At 73.3% G+C, this 19,117-nt stretch carries 16 protein-coding genes; 6 read left to right on the top strand and 10 right to left on the bottom strand.

All coding sequences use genetic code 11. The features are described 5' to 3' along the window. The first annotated feature begins 6 nt into the window (after window positions 1-6). Window positions 7-1,047 carry a MerR family transcriptional regulator gene (locus tag ACQPZA_RS00935; RefSeq protein ID WP_433277521.1) on the top strand — a complete coding sequence of 347 codons (1,041 nt, stop codon included), beginning with the start codon at window positions 7-9 and terminating at the stop codon, window positions 1,045-1,047. 10 nt (window positions 1,048-1,057) lie between these two features. Here ACQPZA_RS00935 and ACQPZA_RS00930 read toward each other — a convergent pair whose 3' ends face one another. Beyond that, window positions 1,058-1,792, bottom strand: a complete 735-nt coding sequence (locus ACQPZA_RS00930; RefSeq protein WP_433277519.1) for a TetR/AcrR family transcriptional regulator — start codon at window positions 1,790-1,792, stop codon at window positions 1,058-1,060. Window positions 1,793-1,873: 81 nt separating this feature from the next. Here ACQPZA_RS00930 and ACQPZA_RS00925 point away from each other — a divergent pair, with 81 nt between their 5' ends. Beyond that, window positions 1,874-3,085 (top strand): FAD-dependent monooxygenase, encoded by a 1,212-nt coding sequence (locus ACQPZA_RS00925; RefSeq protein ID WP_433277518.1) that lies wholly within the window; start codon window positions 1,874-1,876, stop codon window positions 3,083-3,085. A 23-nt stretch (window positions 3,086-3,108) separates the two neighbouring features. Here ACQPZA_RS00925 and ACQPZA_RS00920 read toward each other — a convergent pair whose 3' ends face one another. The 3 genes from ACQPZA_RS00920 to ACQPZA_RS00910 form a co-directional block, all read right to left on the bottom strand. Then, on the bottom strand, window positions 3,109-5,901 hold the full coding sequence (locus ACQPZA_RS00920) for a helix-turn-helix transcriptional regulator (RefSeq protein ID WP_433277516.1): 2,793 nt from the start codon (window positions 5,899-5,901) through the stop codon (window positions 3,109-3,111). Window positions 5,902-6,059: 158 nt separating this feature from the next. Further along, entirely contained in the window at window positions 6,060-7,076 is a 1,017-nt protein-coding gene (locus ACQPZA_RS00915) for a methyltransferase domain-containing protein (RefSeq protein WP_433277515.1), read from the bottom strand. Window positions 7,077-7,438: 362 nt separating this feature from the next. Next, complete coding sequence (locus ACQPZA_RS00910) at window positions 7,439-7,861, bottom strand: DUF5313 family protein (RefSeq protein WP_433277513.1); 423 nt, start codon at window positions 7,859-7,861, stop codon at window positions 7,439-7,441. 56 nt (window positions 7,862-7,917) lie between these two features. Here ACQPZA_RS00910 and ACQPZA_RS00905 point away from each other — a divergent pair, with 56 nt between their 5' ends. Then, window positions 7,918-8,451, top strand: coding sequence for a MarR family winged helix-turn-helix transcriptional regulator (locus tag ACQPZA_RS00905; RefSeq protein ID WP_433277512.1), 534 nt, complete (start codon window positions 7,918-7,920; stop codon window positions 8,449-8,451). Between the two features lie 18 nt (window positions 8,452-8,469). Here the strand turns inward: ACQPZA_RS00905 and ACQPZA_RS00900 are convergent, their stop codons facing one another. Genes ACQPZA_RS00900 through ACQPZA_RS00885 form a run of 4 tightly spaced genes read right to left on the bottom strand, consistent with a single transcriptional unit; the run spans window position 8,470 to window position 14,552 of the window. Beyond that, window positions 8,470-8,985, bottom strand: a complete 516-nt coding sequence (locus tag ACQPZA_RS00900) for a sigma-70 family RNA polymerase sigma factor (RefSeq protein WP_433277510.1) — start codon at window positions 8,983-8,985, stop codon at window positions 8,470-8,472. Between the two features lie 31 nt (window positions 8,986-9,016). After that, a complete protein-coding gene (locus ACQPZA_RS00895) occupies window positions 9,017-10,195 on the bottom strand; it encodes an acyl-CoA dehydrogenase family protein (protein WP_433277508.1) in 1,179 nt (392 codons plus the stop codon). A 38-nt stretch (window positions 10,196-10,233) separates the two neighbouring features. Next, window positions 10,234-13,377 (bottom strand): ATP-binding protein, encoded by a 3,144-nt coding sequence (locus tag ACQPZA_RS00890; RefSeq protein WP_433277506.1) that lies wholly within the window; start codon window positions 13,375-13,377, stop codon window positions 10,234-10,236. A gap of 20 nt (window positions 13,378-13,397) precedes the next feature. Further along, window positions 13,398-14,552 (bottom strand): hypothetical protein, encoded by a 1,155-nt coding sequence (locus tag ACQPZA_RS00885; RefSeq protein WP_433277505.1) that lies wholly within the window; start codon window positions 14,550-14,552, stop codon window positions 13,398-13,400. Window positions 14,553-14,875: 323 nt separating this feature from the next. On the opposite strand from ACQPZA_RS00885, the gene ACQPZA_RS00880 reads away from it, so the two are divergent. Further along, window positions 14,876-15,292: a hypothetical protein gene (locus ACQPZA_RS00880; protein WP_169397474.1), complete on the top strand. Its 417-nt coding sequence runs from the start codon at window positions 14,876-14,878 to the stop codon at window positions 15,290-15,292. 64 nt (window positions 15,293-15,356) lie between these two features. On the opposite strand, the gene ACQPZA_RS00875 is transcribed toward ACQPZA_RS00880, so the two are convergent. Then, complete coding sequence (locus tag ACQPZA_RS00875) at window positions 15,357-15,722, bottom strand: ArsR/SmtB family transcription factor (protein ID WP_169397475.1); 366 nt, start codon at window positions 15,720-15,722, stop codon at window positions 15,357-15,359. Between the two features lie 221 nt (window positions 15,723-15,943). Between ACQPZA_RS00875 and ACQPZA_RS00870 the strand changes: the two genes are divergently transcribed. Next, window positions 15,944-17,221, top strand: a complete 1,278-nt coding sequence (locus ACQPZA_RS00870) for a sodium:proton exchanger (protein WP_433277502.1) — start codon at window positions 15,944-15,946, stop codon at window positions 17,219-17,221. Between the two features lie 202 nt (window positions 17,222-17,423). Further along, window positions 17,424-18,011: an Ig-like domain-containing protein gene (locus tag ACQPZA_RS00865; protein WP_433277500.1), complete on the top strand. Its 588-nt coding sequence runs from the start codon at window positions 17,424-17,426 to the stop codon at window positions 18,009-18,011. A gap of 57 nt (window positions 18,012-18,068) precedes the next feature. On the opposite strand, the gene ACQPZA_RS00860 is transcribed toward ACQPZA_RS00865, so the two are convergent. Continuing rightward, a complete protein-coding gene (locus ACQPZA_RS00860) occupies window positions 18,069-19,064 on the bottom strand; it encodes a DUF5937 family protein (RefSeq protein ID WP_433277498.1) in 996 nt (331 codons plus the stop codon). Window positions 19,065-19,117: the final 53 nt, after the last annotated feature.

The raw sequence follows: 19,117 nt of genomic DNA, 5'->3' as shown, positions 1-19,117 counted from the left end.
GACGGAGTGGAGCTCCTGACGATCGGGACGTTCGCCCGGGTGGCGCGGCTGTCGCCGAAGGCGCTCCGGCTCTACGACGAGCTGGGGTTGCTGCGTCCGGCCCGGGTCGATGCCTCGTCCGGGTACCGGTACTACTCGCCCGACCAGCTCGACCGGGCACGGCTCGTGGCCTGGCTACGCCGCCTCGGCATGCCGTTGGCCGGCATCGCGAAGGTCGTCGCGCTGCCCCCGGACGCGGCTGCTGCCGAGGTGAGGGCGTACTGGCGCCAGGTCGAGATCGAGACGTCCACCCGCCGGGCGCTTGCCTCCGACCTCGTCGACCACCTGTCCGGGAAGGACACCACCATGACCGCCGAGAACACGCTGACCTTGCGCTACTCCATGGCCTGTGACCGCGGCCTGGTGCGGCAGGCGAACCAGGACGCGGTTCACGCCGACGCCGGGCTGCTGGCCGTCGCCGACGGCTTCGGGCCGGCGGACGCCCCGTCGGCGAGCGCCGCCGCGGTGGGCGCACTCGCTCAGGTCGACGTCTCAGCAGGTGCGGTGCTCAATGCGCTCGACGATGCGATCTCGGACGCTGCCGCCGCGGTTCGTGCGGTCGGACCGGAGGCCGGGACGACGCTCACGGCACTGGTCCGCTCGGGATCGCGGCTCGCGCTGGTACACGTCGGCGACTCGCGCGCCTATCTGGTCCGGGACGGGGTAACGCACCGGATCACGTCCGACCACACCCTCGTCCAGACGATGGTGGAGGACGGGCGGTTGACGCCGGCCGAGGCGGCCTCGCACCCGCAGCGGGCACTTCTCGTCCGCGCACTGCACGCCGACGGCCGCCCGGACGTCGAGCTGCGCGAAGCGCGGTCCGGTGATCGGTACCTGCTCTGCACCGACGGGGTGCATGCCGTGCTCAGCGAGGATGTGCTCCACGAGGCGATGCGGGAGGCCGAACCCGACGCCGTGGTCGCGCGCATCGTCGAGCACGCCCACGCCCTCGGCGCGCCGGACAACCTGGCGTGTGTGGTGGCGGACGTCGTCGGCACGACCTGAGGCTCGGCCGCTATCCCGGTTCGCCCCTGCGGGTGGCGATGAGCAGCTCGACGCCGTCGAGGATGCGGTTCAGTCCGAAGTCGAGTGCCTGGTTCTGGGAGTCGTGGGTGGCCGCGGACTCCAGAGCCGCCGCGAGGGCCGGGAACCGGTCCTCGCGGTGCCGCACGATGGCCGCGAGCGCCGAGTCCATCTCCTGTTCGGGCCGCTCGCTGCCCATGGCCGCCCCGTGTTGCGCGATGGTGCGCACGTGGCCGATCAGGGTGACGGCCACGTCGAGCATCTCGCCGCCGTCGAGCCCGGTGCCGTCGAGGGCGGCGACGGCCTGTTCCAGCCAGGCGATCTCGTTCGGTCCCATGGCCCGGGCCCCGACGGTGACCTCCAGCGCCCACGGATGCCTCCAGAACCGGTGGAACATCTGGATGGCCCACTCGTGCAGCGTCGGGCGCCAACCGGCGGACCCGAGCGGCGCCGGTGCGCCGAGGGCCATGTCGGTCATGAGGGCGACGAGCTCGACCTTCCCGGGCACGTACCGGTACAGCGACATCTTCGTGAAACCGAGCGTCTCGGCCACCCGCTGCATGGTGACCGCCGGTATCCCGTCGGCGTCGGCGATCTCGATGCCGGTGCCCGCGATCACCTCCAGCGTCAGCGCCGGGCGTGGACCACGTCGCGGTTGCGGTCGCCGCTCCCAGAGCAGGGCATGGGCCGTAGCGTGCTCGGCCGACCCGTCTCCGACCCCTGCCATCTCGTGCTCCTTGCCGACGCCCGATAACCGTGTCTAAGGTACACGGTATCCGTGGGACACAGTTTTTATGAGGAGTGCGACATGACGGACCTTCCGCTGCACGGCCTACGTGTACTCGTCTCGGGCGCGGGGGTCGCCGGTCCGGCTGTGGCCTTCTGGCTCTCCCGGTACGGCGCCACGACCACGGTCGTCGAGGTGGCCCCCACCCTGCGTACCAGCGGTTTCGCCGTCGACTTCCGCGGGCCCACCCACCTCGGTGTGCTGTCGAGCATGGGGGTGCTCGACGAGCTGCGATCGCTCCGGACCCACGGCGGGGCGATGCGCGCCGTCGACGAGAACGGCCGCCAGATCTTCGAGCTACCGGCCGAGTTCGCCGGGGGTGAGCTCGAGGTGCGCCGCAGCGACCTGTCCCGCGTGCTCCACGACCGCAGCGCGGAGCACGCGGAGTACCTGTTCGACGACGCAGTCACCGCGCTGACCCAGAGCTCCGACGGCGTGCACGTCGACCTCCGCCGCGGGGCGTCGCGCACCGTCGACCTCGTCATCGGCGCCGACGGGTTGCACTCCGGTGTCCGCCGCCTCGCCTTCGGCGCCGAGTCACGCTACGTCCGCCACCTCGGCTACTACCTTGCCGGCTGGGAGCTGCCCAACGACCTGGGTCTCGGCACCACGCCGCAGCAGTACAACGTGCCGCGGCGCATGGTCAGCGTCGCCGCCGACGAGCGCGACCCCACCCGCGCCGGCGCCTTCGCCGTCTTCGCCTCGCCGCGCCTCGACCACGACTGGCACGACGACGAGCAGCACAAGAAGATCCTCGCCGGCGCGCTGGGCGGGATGCGCTGGCACGTGCCCCGGCTGCTCGACGCCCTGCCCGCGGCATCGGAGCTGTACTTCGACTCGATCAGCCGGGTCAGCGTGCCGCGCTGGTCCACCGGGAGGGTCGCGCTGATCGGCGACGCCGGCTACGGCGTCACTCTCGGCGGCATGGGCGTCGGCACCGCCGTCGTCGCCGCCTACGTGCTGGCCGGTGAGCTCGCCGCCGTGGGCGGTGACCATCGCGCGGCCTTCCCCGCCTACGAGAACCGCCTCCGCAGGTACGCCGCCCGCTGGCAGCGCGGCGCCAGTCCCGGCCAGTTCCTGGCCCCGTCCACAGCCACGCGGCTGTGGCTGCGCAACACCCTGTTCAAGAGGGCTCTGGTGCGGCGGTTGCTCGTCGCCGGCACCGGGTCGGTGGCGGCGAACCTGGATCTTCCCGACTACGCAGCCCCGACGAGCGCCTCCGGCGCCCGCTGAGCGCGTTCCGGGCTGCGGTGCTGCTAGCGCTCCGGCTCGCAACCGTCGGAGCGCAGTGCGTCGCGGAGGGCGGCGCGGGAGGTGATCCCCAGCTTGGGGAAGACCCGGTAGAGGTTGGCCCCTACCGTCCGGTGCGACAGGTGGAGCACGTGGCCGATCTCCTTGTTCGTCAGACCGGTGGCGGCGAGCAGCGCGATCTCACGCTCCTGCGCGGTGAGCGACTCCGGCCCGCGCGCGGTCGACGAGGACGTAGCGGCTCCGGCCGCGCGGAGCTCGGCGCCTGCCCGGGTCGCCCACGGTCGTGCTCCGAGGCGGTCGAAGGTATCGAGCGCCGCGGTGAGCTGCAGGCGCGCTTCGGCGGCGGCGCGGTCGCGGCGCAGCCGTTCGCCGTACGCGAGACGCACCCGGGCCAGGTCGAACGGCCAGCGCTCGACCCCGCGGACGGCGAGGGCCTCCTCGAACAGTCCGGTGGCCCGATCCGCGGGGGCGGTCATGGCCGCCGCTCCGCGCACCACGAGGGCGAGCCGCGGGGAGAGCGCGGCGATGCCGGCCTCCTCCATCGCGGTGACGTGCGCGACAGCGGCAGCGGGGCGACGGGTGCGGATCGCGGATTCGACGAGGTCGATCGCGGACCAGAACGCCAGCGGGGCGCGGGGGGCGAGAGTGCCCGGTGCGCTGATCGCGGCGACGTTCCGGAAGGCCTCCTCCGCGTCGCCCTGACCGAGGGCCGCCAGGGCACGGGCGCAGCGTGAGTAGGACAGGACGAGGGCCGCTCCGCGCGGCTCGGCCCATCGCATCATGCGGTCCGCCAGGTCCGTGGCTCGCTTGACGTCACCCCGGCAGCCGGCGAGGAACGCCTGACCGAACCAGAAGGGCCACTCGATGAGCCGGTAGCCGTGGAGCGCGCAGAGGCGGAGACCTTCGTCGGCGAGTTCCTGCGCCTCGGTCCACCGGCCGGTCAACAGGTCGTCCAGGCACAGGTTGACCGCGGCCGCGATGCCCGAGGCGACGGCCCGTCCCTCGCGTCCGTCGCGGACCAGCCGCCAGTGGGGTTCCCGGCATTCGGTCATCCGGTCGAGGAAGAAGGCCGCCCGGCCCGTCCAGATGATCTGGACGGGGTCGCCGACATCCGAGAGCCCGCGGATGATCGTCTCCACCTCGTCGACCGACGCCACCGTGGCCCGGGCCGGGTCGGTGAAGGTGGTGGCACACAGCGCCAGAACCGTCGGGGCCTCCGGCTGCAACCGTTCGACGGCCGCGGTGAGCGGCGCCCACAGCTCGGGACGCCCGTCACCGACGAAGCACACCAGGAGCAACGTGTAGAGCGCCTCGATGAGCGCGCGGTCATCGGCGCGGTAGTCGCCGCCCTCGGTCTCGATCGCCCCGACCAGGACGCGGTGGGCGGTCTCGACGTCGCCCTCGCCGTTCAGCAGCAGGTGAGCCGTGGTGACGGCGGCTTGGAGCGAGCCGCCGGAGTCCGGGTCCGCCCGGCGTGCGTCCTCGAGCAACTGCGGGACGGTGCGCAGCTGCCCGGTCACGTTCGCTCCGACGTAGGCAGCCTCGGTCAGCCGCCGGCTCCGATCGGCACCGGCCGGGCTCAGGTCCGCCGCCTTGAGCATCGCGGCCACCGCGCCGACCCCGTCACCGCGGCCGAGCACCCGCCGCGCCGCGTGCTCGAGCAGGCGGGCGACCTGCTCGTCCGGACCCAGCGTCGCGTCCGCGAGGTGCCACGCCCGCAGCTCCGGATCATCCGTGAGTACGTCCGCCAGTGCCCGATGGGCCCATCGGCGGTCCTCCTCGGTGGCGAACCCCACCACCGTCGACCGGACCAGCGGATGACGGAAAACCAGCCGGCCCGTCCCCTGGTCGACGCCGACCAGCCGGTCCCGCTCCGCCGGCTGCAGGTCACACAGTGCACGTCCGCGGGCGGCGGCCTGCAGCACACCCAGGTCACCGGTGCCCTCCAGCGCCGCGAGCAGGAGCACCCGACGGGTGGCGGCGGGAAGCTCGGTCACGCGGGAGGCGAAGAGCATGCGCAGCCGCCTGCTCAGCGGCAGGACCGTGGGCAACGCCTCCCGCGCGATGCGCTGCGCCGCGGTGATCACCGCGGGCAGCTCCAGCAGTGCCAGCGGATTTCCCTCCGCTTCGGCCAGCACTCGCCGGCGCACCGCGGCGGCGAGGGTCGGGAACCGGGCCCCCAGCAGACCCGCCGCCGCGTCCTCGTCCAGCGGCTGCACCTCGTCCTCGGGCAGCCCGCTGCTGTCCAGGAAGCTCGCCGCCGCTGTGCGCGACGCCGCGAGCAGCCCGACCCGGCTCCCGGCCAGCCGGCGCGCGACGAACCCCAGCGCAGCGGTACTGGACCGGTCGAGCCAGTGCAGATCGTCCACGATCACCAGCAGCGGACGCGCCGCCGCCACCCCCCGCAGCAGCGCCAGCACCGCGCTGAACGTGGTCAGCCGGTCGGCCGGCGCGTCGTCGCCGGTGCCCAGGGCCGCCGAGAGCGCGCGGAGATGCGCCGGATCGAGCCGGTCGAACTCCTCCGTCAACGGAACGAGCAGCTGCCTGAGCCCGGAGAAGGCCACGGCGGTCTCGAACTCGGCGCCGGCCGCCCGCAGCAGCCGCGTCCCGCTGGCCGATGCCGTCTCCGCCGCGGCGTCGAGCAGCACGGTCTTGCCCACGCCGGGTTCGCCCGACAGCAACAGCGCCTCGCCGCCGGCGGCGGCCCGGTCCAGGAAGGACCGGATCCGGTCGAGCTCTCGCGTGCGCCCGACCAGACCGCCCGCCACACCCGACCGGCGAGCGTCGACGTCCACCACCGACTCGCCCCTCGTCGTCAGCCCCCCGGCGGTCGGGCAGCTTACGGTCCGGACCAGGGGCCGTCGACCGACGCGAGACCATGGACGGCTTCCCGGCCCTGGTTCTCCGGCGTCCGGCGGCACCGGTTGCACCGGATGCCCGATGGCGCGCCACCCGGTTACCGCAGCACGAGGACGGCCAGCCGGCATCCGGCGAGCGCCACGGAGATCCTGCGCTCCACGGTGAACCCGGACGGTGCGGGACGGCTCTCCGGGACGAGGAGGACGGCGGTCCCGCCCGGCTCGAGAACCCGGCGGACCTCCTGCCCGAGAAGCCCCGGGCTGCGGGCCAGCAGCCCGGCCCGCTCGACCAGCCGGCCCCACGGGGGGTTCAGCAGTACCCGCCGGACCCCGGCGGTCGCGACGGGAAGGGCGCCGGCGTCGGCCCGAGCCCAGCGCACCGACGCTCCGCGGCCGTTGTGGATGGACGCGGCCAGCGCGGCAGGATCGACGTCCATGCCCGTCGCGAAGGCCCCGGTGTGGGCCGCCTCGATCGCGAGGGTGCCCGCGCCGCAGCACGGGTCGAGCACCCGCTCGCCCGCCCGGACACCCGCGAGGGCCACCATCGCCGCCGCCAGCGGTGGATGCAGCGATCCGGGCACGCCGACGGTCTTCCACGGCCTGCGGTGCAAGGGTCGCGCCCCGACCCGGACGGCGACGGTCGCCCGGTCCTCGACGATCGTCACCCGCCAGCTCAGGCCGCCCTCCGGGGGCCGGGCTCCGGCACGCCGTGGGTGGTAGGCCAGGCCGAGCCTGCCGGCCAGGGCCGCACCGACCGCGTCCTCCACGTCGAAGCGGGTGAACCCCCGACGCCCGAGGAACGACGCCGAGACGTCGACGGAGCGGCCCGGTGGCCCTCCGCACCGGGCCCGCACCGCCAGGACGGAGCCCAGGTCCACGGCCGCCAACCCGCGTGCCAGCCGCGCGAGATCGGTCCGGGCTCGCCCGATCCCCTCGATCTCGGCGGCGACGACGAACACGTCGTCGGCGGTGGCCAGGGCCGTCACCCCGGTCGCAGCCGTCTCCGACACGACGAACCGGACCTCACGGTGGCCTGCGGCCACCACCTCGCCCAGTGCCCGCCTGCCGATCTCGGCGGCCAGCAGGTCCTCGATCCCCCGAACACAACGCGCCACGAGGCACGCTCCTGCGCGCACTGCTCTTCTCCCACGCCGCGACCCGGGACGGCCGCAGACCGTCCCGCATCACCCACGGCGGGGTACGCCCCGTCGACCGCAGGCGGGGTCAGTGACGTCGGAAGAAGAAGCTCACGGGCGCGAGGCTAGATCAGCGGGGATCGGCGGGGCGATCGGTTATCGGCGCGGCCGGATCGCTCTCGCGGGGACTGCCGCAGCGCCAGCAGCGGTGCGGCGACTCCGGCGACGGGACGGCGTGGCACTCCGGGCAGAGCTGGTCGAGCCAGCAGACCGGGTCGCCACCCTCGGTGGAGTCAGCCGGCACGGGAGCCCCCTCTGTCTCGCGCCCTCTACCGGGAGGTCTACTCGGAGCCGGGCGAGTTGTCGCCCTGGCGGTACCGCTCGGCGTAGCGCCGGTCCGCCTCGGCGTGTTCCTCCGCGTGTGCGGCGTACCGCACCGACTGCAGGGTGCCCCGCGGGTACCCGGCCTTGCGTGCGCGGTGCTCGGTGGCCTCCTCGAGGTACGCGACGGCGTAGATCATCCCGACCACGGCACCGCCGAGCACCGCGACCAGCCGGACCCACAGCTCGCCGGGCATCAGCAGGACGATGGCGGCCGCGAACGGCACCACCTGCACCAGCGAGCGGAGCATCTGCCGCGCCTGCCACGTTCCCGTGGTGAGGTCGTGCAGCACCCACTCGCGGTACGCCGCGGGAAGGCCGAAGCCGAAGGCGTACATCAGCCATTGCGCCGGGTTCGGTCGCCGCCGTGTGGCCTGGCTCATGCGTACCCCAATGCTTTGTGCCCCAACAGCCATGGCACCAAGAGTACGCTCGGGCCGTGTCCGGAAGACAGGTGCGTGACGCACCCGACGCTGCCGTTCTGGTCGATCCCCTGCAACTCGATCGCCAGGTCTGCTTCGCCTTGTCCGTCGCGGCGCGCACCGTCGTCGCGCTCTACCGGCCGCTCCTCGAACCGATGGGGCTCACCCATCCGCAGTACCTCGTGATGCTCGCGCTGTGGGAGCGCTCGCCACGGTCGGTCAAGGACCTGAGCGGAGCGCTCGCCCTCGATCCCGGAACGCTGTCCCCCCTGCTCAAGCGGCTCGAGGCGGCCGGACTGGTGACGCGAGGGCGGGACCGGTCCGACGAACGGGTCCTGGCGGTCACACTGACCGAGGCCGGTCGCAGGCTGCGGGCCGAGGCCGAGAAGGTGCCCCCCGCGATCGTCGCCCGCCTGGGCATGGAGATCTCGGAGCTGGAGGACCTGCACGGAGCGCTCACCCGCGTGATCGCCGCGGCCCGGGAGGCCCCCGACGTCCCGCGGGACGGCGGCGACGCTGCCACCGACCACGGCAGGCACCCGCGGCGGTAGCGAACGACGGCACGACGGTCACCGGCTCGCGCTGGTCCCCTCCTCCAGCGCGTGCCGCAGTGCCCGCAAGGCGTAGTACGTGCGCGACTTCACCGTGCCCCGCGGCACCCCGAGCCGCTCCGCGGCCTCGGCAACCGATCTGCCCTCGTAGTAGACCGCGACCAGCACGTCCCGATGCTCGGGTGTGAGCCTGCCGAGGGCGGCGGCGAGGACGAAGCGCTGCGTCGCCCTCTCGACGTCATCGACCCTGGGCCCGTCGGGCAGCAGAGCGTCGTCCCATCCGGCCACCGGCCGCGCCGCGTCCGAGCGCCGCAGGTCGGTGACGAGGTTGCGGGCCACGGTGAACAGCCAGCCCCGCAGCGCGTCGGAACCCGGGTCCAGGTGTTCGGCCCGCCTCCAGGCACGCACCAGCGTCTCCTGCACCACGTCCTCGGCCCGCACCCGGTCCCCGGTCAGCCGCACGACGAAAGCGAACAACGGACCGGCCGCATCGTCGTACAACGAACGGACGAACGCATCCGCCTGCACGGTCACGGGCCGACCTTTCCGTGAGCGCGCCCCACCGTCAGACGATCGGGCTGGCCGGGTCGAGACCGAGCAGGACCCGACCGGCGAGCTCGAAGTGCATCGGGGCGACGTTGCCGTGCTGCATCGCCGCCATCCCGTCCCGGAAGACGTGTTCGAGCCGGTTGCCGGTGTAGAGGGACGTCGAGCTGCCCAGCTCGTACATGGCGACCAGCACCTCGCGGCTGACCTGCCCCGCGTGGGCCATGGCCGCGTGCAGCGCCCCGCGGAGCTCGAGGCCGGGCTCCGAACCGGCCGCGGCCGCGGCGTCCAGGTCACCGGCGGCGGAGAGCAGCAGCAGCTTCGCCGCCCGCAGGGACGCCTCGGCTGCCGCGATCGCGGACTGCACCCGCAGCTGCGCGGACAGGAGGTTGCCGTCCATCCCACGCTTCTCCCCGACGAGGTGGGCCACCTCGTCGACGGCGCCGCGGGCCACCCCGAGAACCACCGCGGCGCAGCCGGGGATGACCAGGCTGGCCGCGGGGATGCGGTACAGCGGACCGTCGAGCCGGGCCCGGCCGCCCAGCGCCAGCACGGAGTCGTCCGGGACGAACACGTCATCGAGCACCACACTGGCGCTGCCCGAACCACGCACACCGGTGGTGTGCCAGCTGTCCAGCACCTGCACCTGGTCGCGGGGCAGGAAGAACACCCGCAGGTCGAGCACCCCCGCATCGGTGAGCCGCGGCTGGTCCCCGTCCTGCACGAACGCGATCAGGGATATCCACTCGGCGGAGTCGACACCGGTGAGGAGGTCCCAGCGGCCGGTGAGCCGGAACCCGCCCTCGACGGGCTGCGCCGGCAACGGCCTGCCGGAGTTGGCGATCACGGGGTCGGGGTCCTCGCCCCAGATGCGGGCGACCCCGGCCTCGGGCAGGTACGCCGCACAGAGGCCGAAGTTCGCGTTCCACACCAGCAGCCCCGTGGACGCGTCGATCCGGCCGAACTCCTCGTAGATGCCGAGCGCGCAGGCCAGCGGGAGCTCGAAGCCGCCCAGCTCGCGCGGGGTGAGCAGGCGGAAGGCACCGGCCGAGCGCAGCGCCTCGACCAGCGTCGGGGTCGCCTTGCGGATCTCGTCGGACCGGTCGCGTTCAGCCTCGATCACCGGCTTGAGCAGTGCCGGGAGCCGGCCGGGATCGACGTCGAGCGCAGCGTGCAGGGAGGTAGCGGAAGTCGTCACACCCTGCAGGCGTGAGAACGCCTCGCACATCGTGCGAGTCAGTCCGTCCAGGTGACCGGAGGCTCCGGCTCGTAGCTGCAGAACGCACCGGTACGCACGCAGCGCCGCAGGTGCCGGGCGAGCTCGGGGTGGACATGCTCGATCTTCCGGACCGCGTAGGCGATCCGCGCCCGGACCGCGGTGCGGGCGCGCTCGCCACCGCTGCCCGGGCCGGCCTGTCTCGCGCGTCCGGCCAGCCCGTAGGCGGCCGCCAGCTGCCGGGCGAGCTGGTCCCGCTCGTCCCCGGCCCGGGCCGACCGGGCCGCGTCGCCTGCGGCGTCGGCGGCGGCCAGCTCCTGCTCCAGCTCGCCCAGCCGGCGGCGGTAGGCGCTGGTGGCCTCCCCGTCCAGGACCGGTCCGAGGTCACCCTGCAGCACGCCGCCGTCGCCCATCAGGTCGACGGCCGACAGCTCGCACCCCGGCGCCAGCAGCAGCCGGTGCAGGTCGCGCATGCCCTTGGTGTCGCGCACCCGCGCCTCCCGGCCGCCGTAGCGCAGCGACCAGATCTCCCCGTTCCGGCGCAGCTGTGCCACCGCGCGGGCCGGCGCCGGCCCGTCCTGGGTGGGCGCGGTGGCGTCGAGCAGACGCCGCAGCTCGGTCACCCGCTCCGGGACGTCGAGCTCCTCATAGGTGGCCAGTGCCAGCCGGGCCGCCGCGGTGTCGCCGAGCAGCACGGCCGCGTCGCGCCGTGCTCTGGCCGCGAGCAGGGGAGCTCCGAGGCGGGTGTTGACGTCGACGGCGGCGGCGAGGTGGGCGGCGGCCTCCTCCGGGCGGCCGAGCACGGCGGCGAGCAGCCCCAGGTGCCGGTGCACCGATCCGCGCAGCGCCGCCCCGATGCCCTCCACGACCATCCGGTCGGCGAACGGGGTGAGCTCGCGGTGGAGCCACTCGGCGACGGGATGCCCGCCGACGACGGCGACGGCATCCGCGGCCTGGGCGAGCATCGGAAGCCACTCGGAGTCGTGATGCGCCCCGGGAAGTGCGTCGACCACGGCGTCCAGCCGCGCACCGGCCTCCGTGCGACGACCGGCGGCGGCGAGCATGAAGGACGCTGCCACCGACACCCACAGCCCCGGCGACTCCTGCGGCAGGTGCACCAACATCGACTGGATCGTCGCGGCGTCGGCACGTTCTTCGGCAGCCATGATGATGTTGGTCAGACGCAGGACTCCCGCGTTGCCCCCGCCGCCCTCCACCCCGATCTTCTCGACCTGTGTCAGCAGCTGCTCGCAGCGGTCCCACGCACCGACCTGCACGGCCTGCATCGCCCGCCAGAGCGGCACGTACCAGTCGTAGGCGGGCTGGGAGATCCGCGCAGCGGCCCGGGCGTACGCGCCGATCTCGGCGTCGACGGCAGCGATGTCGCCGAGCTCGAGCAGCGCGACCAGGCGCAGCCTGCGCCCCAGCAGCTCCACCTCCGGGTCGCCGAGCGCCTCCCCGATCCGCACCACCTCCGCGGCATCGGCGCTGCGGCGTTCGCTCCACTCCGGTCCCGCAATCGCGTCGCAGTGCGCCGCGAGCGCCTCGGCGAGCGCACGGATGTCGTCGGCGGACCGGGCCAGGACCACGGCCTCGCCCGCCAGCGCGCGGCGCCGGGGTTCGGCGTCGGTCATCGACAGCGCGACGGACAGCCGGGCCCGCAGCCGGGCCCGCAGCGCGACGGTGGCGCGCCGGTCCGGCGCGTGCGGACAGGCGTCCAGCCGTTGGAGCACGTCGCTCAGCAAGCGGACCTGCTCCGCGTCGACCAGCGGCACCTCGAAACCCGCTGGGCCACCTGCGAACCCGAGTGCGGCGCGCCCGGCCAGCGTGAGCTCGCCCGCTGCCCGGGCGAGCGCGGCGGCCTCCCGGTACATCGCCCGGGCGGCGGGCGTCTCACCGAGCGCGTGCCGGGCATCGGCCGAGGCGAGCAGCAACCGGGCCCGCAGGGCGTCGTCGGCGGGTGCGGCGGCGAGCATCGCCAGCCCGCGCTCGGCCGCGACGGCCGCTGTGGCGTAGCCGCGCAGCCCCATTGCCGCCTCGGCCGCGACGAGGGCGTGGCCCGCCGCCCTCGCGGCGGCCTCCCCGCGGGTCCCGGCGCTGTAGGCGTGGTGGGCGATCCGGGCCGACACGCCGGGCTGTCCGGCGGCCTTCTCCAACGCCGTCGCGGCACTGCGGTGCCACCGCGATGCCGCGACCGGACCGAGCTCCTCATAGACGGTCTCCCGGAACAGGTCGTGGGCGAAGCGGGCGCGGGCGGGGGTCAGCCGGCCGAGGACGCCGTCCCTCCGGGCGGCTTCGAGCGCCCCGAGCACCTCCTCCGGATCGCGGTCCAGCATCGCCGAGACGAGCTCGACGTCGAACTCGATGTCGAGCACGGACGCCGCGTCGATAACGCTCCGCGCGTCAGGAGGCAGTGCGGCGAGCTTCCCGTCGAGCGCGTCCCTGATGGTGGCCGGGAGGCCGACGCCTCCGGTGTGGTCCGCGCGCGCCAGCTCGCGGACGAACAACGGGTTGCCGCCCGTCCGGCGGTGCAGTGCCGCCGCATCGTCGGCGCTCAGCGCGCGCCCCGCGTCGGCCGTGGAGAGCACACCCACGTCGGCCTCGCTCAGGCCCGCCAGCTCCAGGACCATCGCCGGACCGCGCAGGGCCGCCCGCACCGACGCGAGGCTCTCCGTCCGCCACGTGCAGAGCACGACCACCGGCATGCCGCGCAGCAGGGGCGCGAGCAGCGCCACCAGCTCCGCGGAGGCGGGGTCGGCCCACTGCAGGTCGTCCAGCACGACGAGCACGGGAGCCGACCCGGCAGCGGCCCGGAGCACGCCGGTCAGCTCGTCGACGAGCTGGACCCCGGCGCCGGGGTCGCGCTCCGGTCCTGCCGGCCACTCCTGCCCGAGCCCGCGCAGCGCGGCCGTCCACGGCCACAGCGCTCGTCCGGCCATGCCGGGCGCGCACCCCGCCCAGGCGAGCCTCCAGCCGGCGGCGATCGCCCGGTCGGCCACCTCCTCGGCCAGGCTGGTCTTGCCGATGCCCGCTTCCCCGCTCAGCACCACGAGCCTGCCGCGGCCGCTCCGGGCGCCGGCGAGTACCTGGGTGAGCGCGTCGAGGTCGCCGCCTCGTCCGACGAACCCGCGCTCGGGCCCGGGAGAAGCGGATGGTGCGCTCACCCCTGCATCCTCCTTTGCGTTCACGAGCCGGTGACGGGACGGCCCCGGCGACGGGTGACGGAACGGCGCCGGAACGGCATCGCACGGTCGGACGACCAGGGCGCCGGTGGGGCCATGGTCAGCGCCGCGAAACGCAGCAGCACGGTGTCGTAGTTGACCCGCCAGCCGGCGAAGTCGCGCCAGGCCTGCTCGCGGTCGGAGACGAGCTTCGCGCCCGCGCGCTCGAGGCGTCCGCACACCGCGTCGTACTCCGTCCGGGTCACCGAGATCGGGGTCCCCGGCGCGGGGTCGGGGACCCCGGGCATCCCGAAGTAGGCGCCGATCCGGTGCAGTGCCAGGTAGCCGGACCGGATGCAGAGCTCCGCCGACGGCTGCCTCGGCGTGTCCAGGGTGGACGTCACGAGCGCCGCGGTGTCGAGCACGGCCCCGGCCGCGGTCACCCACGACCGGTCGTGTTCGGGAGAGCGGAACTGCACCAGCACCGGCGTCGACGTGTGGGTCTCCGCGATGTCCGCGAACCAGCGCGACCAGTCCTGCCAGAACGTGTCGAGCTCCCCGATCCCGTCGATGCGCTCCAGCCGTTCCAGCAGCTCGGCCGCCGACGGTGGGCTCCCGGCCTGCGTGTCCAGCGAGGTGACCATGAGCTCACGGCGGGAGTACGAGGCGTAGATGGACGGCAGGTAGGAGACCAGCAGGGCGAGCAGGCCCAGCCCGAGGATCCCCTCGGACAACGCGAGCACCGCGGTGAACGTGTCCGCCGGCGGCCGGAAGCCGAGCGTGAGCAGGGAGGAGGTGCTCTCCAGGAACGCGTCCCGCACCGGGCGCATGCCCACGGCCCAGAAGATCGCCGTGTAGCCGACGACGACGAGCACGAGCCACACCAGGGGAAGCATCAGGAGACCGAACGGCGCGAACAGCGCCATGACGCGGTCCTGGGTGCGGTAGTCCCGGCTGCGCCACAGGGCGGCGGTGAAGAGCAGACGCATCGCGCCGAACACGCAGCGCGTGATCAGCACGGGCACGGCGCGCGGCACGACCACGGTCTTCGCGGCGGAGGCGAGGGTCAGCAGCGCGCACGCCCCACCGGCCAGTCCCACCAGCACCGAGACGGCGACCTGCATGGCGCTGACCCCCTTCAGGTCTGCCTTGGCGCCCGACGGCGGATGCCGACCCATGGCTGGACCAGGCTCGGGTCGCGACACGCACCGCCGTCGCACGATCGAGACGGTCCGGGCTCTTCGGCCCGGCCGGTCGGGTGGCGCGAGCGGACGGCCGGGCCGGCGCGTCGTCGAGCGGCCTGGGCCTTGACGTTACGCGGGCGAGGGCAGAACAGCTGGTCTCGGCGATCCCCCGACAGCGGAGAGGCACGGGACCCGCGGACGCCACCCGTGTGGCTCTTATCGTCGGACCATATGGCTGGCATCTGTTGAACCGACTCGGCCCCTGCGGCGTACTGGGTGATGATGGCCGGATCGTCCGGCGGACGAAGGGCGTACTGATGTCGCAGATCGACACCTCCGGGAGAGCCGGGGCCGGTAGCCGTGCGAGGACCGCATTGCAGGTCACCGCGGCCCTGAGCACACTCGAAGTTCTCTTCCAGGGCGCCACGGCGGGGCAGATCCTCAGCGGCAGCGGGACTGCCACGAGCGTGCACGGCGGCGGCGCGATCGTGTTCCACGTGCTGTCGGCTCTGATGCTGATCTCGGCGGCCCTGGTGTGGCGGGCAACGCGCGGGTCGATCTGGCCGACCGTGATCAGTGTGCTGGTGTTCCTGCTCGGCCTGGCGCAGGCCTACCTCGGTGACGTCGGGGTGCTGTCGGTCCACGTGCCGCTCGCCATCGCGCTGACCATTGGCACGGTCTGGGTGCTGGCCTGGTCCTTCCGGCGCGAGCGCCCGAGCCGCCACGGCTCCTGAGGAGTCGAGCCGTTCCTGATCGGCGTCCGGCCCGAGGTCACGATCCGCTCGGCCGGGCCGCCGATCAGGGATCGGGAGCGAGAGTGCCGTCCGGTGCGATGTGGCTGAAGATCTGCTCGATCAGCGTGAGCACGTGCGGATCGTCGACCGTGTAGTACATGTGCCGGCCGTCGCGCCGGGCGGAGATCACTCCGGCCAGCCGCAGCTTGCCCAGGTGCTGGCTCGCGGTGGCGACGCTGAGCCCGACCCGGGCGGCCAAGGTGCCCACGTCGAAGGTCTCGTGCGCCATCAGCCACACGAGGTGCAACCGGGGAGGGCTGCTCAGGAGGGCGAACGTGGCGGCCGCCGACCGCAGTTGGGGCTGGGTCGGCTCGGTGACCTCGCGGCGCGCCGGACCCGGAGCAGTGGCCGGTCCGGGCAGGGTCGCCATGACGCTTCATCCTCCCTCCTGAGCGCGGCCACCGCCAGGAGACGGACGCGGACCTCGACACTTGCGCAATCGACGAAGTGTCTGGCAGGGTGGGTACTCCTGAAGGGGAGTAGTCCGCCAACCTGATCGTCGACACACTGAGGGCCCCATGGTCCTCCGGCGACAGGACCCGTTCTCCGCGGGTGGACGAGACCTTCGGCCAGTCGAGTCGCCTGGTCGGAGTGTCCCCTGCAGACCTCCGGAACGGCGGCGCGCCGTCCTGGAAGGTCACCGTGCTCGCCAAGCTCATCCGCCCCATCGCACTGTGTGTACTGCTCACGCTCCCCGCCCTGGTGGTGCGCATCAGTGGGCTTCCGCTGCCGGCCCTGCTCGGGTTGGTGACGTTCGGGGCCGCCGTGGTGGCCTCGTCATTCCTGCTCGCGTGGGCGGCCGAAGCCGCCCGTATGGACATCTCCGGCCCCCTGGCGATCGCGATCCTGGCCGTCATCGCGGTCCTGCCCGAGTACGCCGTGGATCTCTACTTCGCCTACACGGCCGGAAGCGATCCGAGCTATGTGGCGTACGCGGCGGCGAACATGACCGGGTCGAACCGGCTGCTGCTGGGGCTGGGCTGGTCGGTCGTGGTGATCATCGCGCTGGCGGTCGCCTCACGCCGCTCGGGTCGTCCCGTCCGGGAGCTCGTGCTCGAGTCCGGACGGCGCGTCGAGCTGGGCTTCCTCGCCATCGCCTCGGTCGTCGCCTTCATCGTCCCGCTCACGGGACAGATCCACCTCGTGCTGGGCTTCGGGCTGCTCGGCCTGTTCATGTTCTACCTGTGGAAGGTCTCCCGCGCCGAGGCCGAGGAGCCTGAGCTCGTCGGCCCCGCGGCGCGGATCGGTGGCCTGCCCGGCCGCGTCCGGCGGTCGCTGGTGGTCGGCCTGTTCGTCTTCGCCGCCGCGGTCATCCTCGCCTCGGCCGAACCATTCGCCCACTCGCTCATCGAGACGGGCACCCAGCTCGGCATCGACCAGTTCCTGCTGGTGCAGTGGCTGGCCCCACTCGCGTCCGAGGCGCCGGAGTTCATCGTGGCGATCCTGTTCGCCGTGCACGGCAAGGGCGCCGACGCGATCAGCACGCTGATCTCGAGCAAGGTCAACCAGTGGACGCTGCTCGTCGGCAGCCTGCCCATCGCCTACCTGCTCGGCGGGGGGTCGGCGGCGCTCGTGCTCGACGGCCGCCAGATCGAGGAGTTCCTGCTCACCGCGGCCCAGACGCTGCTCGGGATCGCCGCGCTGCTGGCACTGCGGTTCCCGCGGTGGCTGGCCTTCACGCTGCTCGGACTCTTCGCGCTGCAGTTCGTCTTCCCCGGCCAGCAGGCCCGATACGTGCTGTGCGGCCTCTACGGAGTCCTCGCGATCACCGCGCTCGTCCGCAACCGCCGCCACATCCTCCCCACCCTCGCCGCCCCGTTCCGCGCGGGCCCGGGGATGGACGCCGAGGTCGAACTGGTGGCCCGCTAGCTCCGGCCCGGTTCCGTTCTCACGGAGCGTAACCAGATCGGCGAGCCCTCCTCCACAGCAGGACGAAACACCATTGGCGGGTGATCTGCGTTGCCTGCGCCGCCCCGAGGTGCATTACTGGTGACGTCCGGGCACGGGCCCAATCACCTTTGGCGGGGGCCCATTCAACTTTCGAATAGACCCTCACCGAAAGAGGAGTGCAGTGAAAACTCGCTACAGGCTGGGCCACCGCTCGCTCGCGCTGGCGGTAATTCCACTTGCCGGGTTATTGGTGTTCTCCCCAACAGCCTGGGCTCAGGCGGTGAACTCGACGACCACGCTGACGGCGTCACCGGCGGCTGGGGTCGTCGGTGAGCCGGTCGTCTTCACCGCAGTGATCAACTGCCCGGGATTCCCTGACCCCGGCGGCCTGGGCGTGACCTTCTTCGACGGTGGAGACATCCTGGACACCGTGCCGGTCACCAACTCGCAGGCCTCGCTCACCACGACGTTCAGCACCGTCGGCACCCACAACATCACGGCCGCCTTCAACGGTGACCTCAACTGCGGTGCGTCGAACGACGCCATTCCGTATGTGGTCACGCTCGGCCCGACGCCGCCGGGACCCACGCCGACGCCGACTCCCCCGGTTCCGGGTCAGTGCCGCGAGAGCAACGTCGTCATCGGCGGCGACAACACGTATGGTGGCTCCGGCACGTGCCGCGTGGACAACGTGGTGGTCGGCGGCGACAACAACGGATTCCCGTTCCCGGGCGACGACAACGGATTCCACGGATTCCCGTTCCCGTAAGCCTCTCCATCGAACGGCCGCGCGGCTGAAGCGACTACTCGCTTCAGCCGCGCGCGCTCAGCCGGCGGCAGCGAGCAGATGGTCACCCAGCGTGGTGCGTCGATAGAGCACCGCGCGCCCGTCTCGGCGGGAGACCAGGATCCCGGCCGACCGCAGTGCCGTGAGGTGCCCGCTCAGGGTCGGTGCGGTGAGATCGAGCTGGGCGGCGAGCTGCGTCGTGGACATCGGCAGGTCGAGCAGTGCGAGGATCGTCGCCCGGGTACGGCCGAGTACCCCGGCCAGCGGGGTGGCACCCGCGGCAGGCGCGGACTCCCACAGGCGGCCGAGCCCGCGCGGGGAGTAGGTCAGGCTCGGCTGCGGATCGGCCGTACCGACCAGGACATCCGGCCATGCGAACGCACACGGCACCAGGAGCAGCCCTCGCCCGCGCAGCCCCACCCGCCCGTCGTAGTACTTCGCGACGGTGAGCAGGTCGCCCCGCAGCGCGACGGCCGGGTGCAGCGTCCCGAACAGCTGCGCGACGCCGCCCGTCGCGAGCTCCTCGAGCCGGTGCGCGAGGTCGGCCTGCAGCAGCGCGCCGATCCGCGACCAGTGTGGCTCCAGAGCCGCGGCCCAGTACCGCTCCAGCTCGCCGGTGATGCGGCGCAGCGCGTACTCGGGCCGGTCGGCGAGCCCGTGCAGTAGCGCCGACCGCCGATCCCGCCCGGATCCGCGCTGCGCGACGGGGTGCTCGGCGAGGTGGCACAGCTCGGCGCTCACGACCTCGGGCGGGGTGGCGGCCACCTGCTCCAGACCCGCCCCGATCGTGGCCGAGCGGCCGGCCGGGGTGGGGAGCAGGAAGTCGGGCACATAGCCGGCGGGCCGGACGAGCGTGGTGAGCAGCTCGACGTCCACCGCGTCCAGCCGCCCGGTGACGTCAGCGAGCCACGGCGCCTGCAGGCCGTTGCGGGCTCCGACGGACAGCGCCCGCAGGCTGGTCACGGTCTCCGCGACCGGGGAGAAGGCGAACCGGATCCGCGAGAGGTCCTCGGCCGTCAGGTCCACCTCGATCACGCTCGCAGATTAGGCCCAGGCCGAATCGTCGACCACGCCGCATCGCCCGGCCA

This window comes from Pseudonocardia xinjiangensis (assembly GCF_050948425.1).
Lineage (GTDB): Bacteria > Actinomycetota > Actinomycetes > Mycobacteriales > Pseudonocardiaceae > Pseudonocardia > Pseudonocardia xinjiangensis.
Note: the sequence above shows the minus strand (reverse complement) of the source record. Positions and strands in the feature narration are given on the sequence as shown.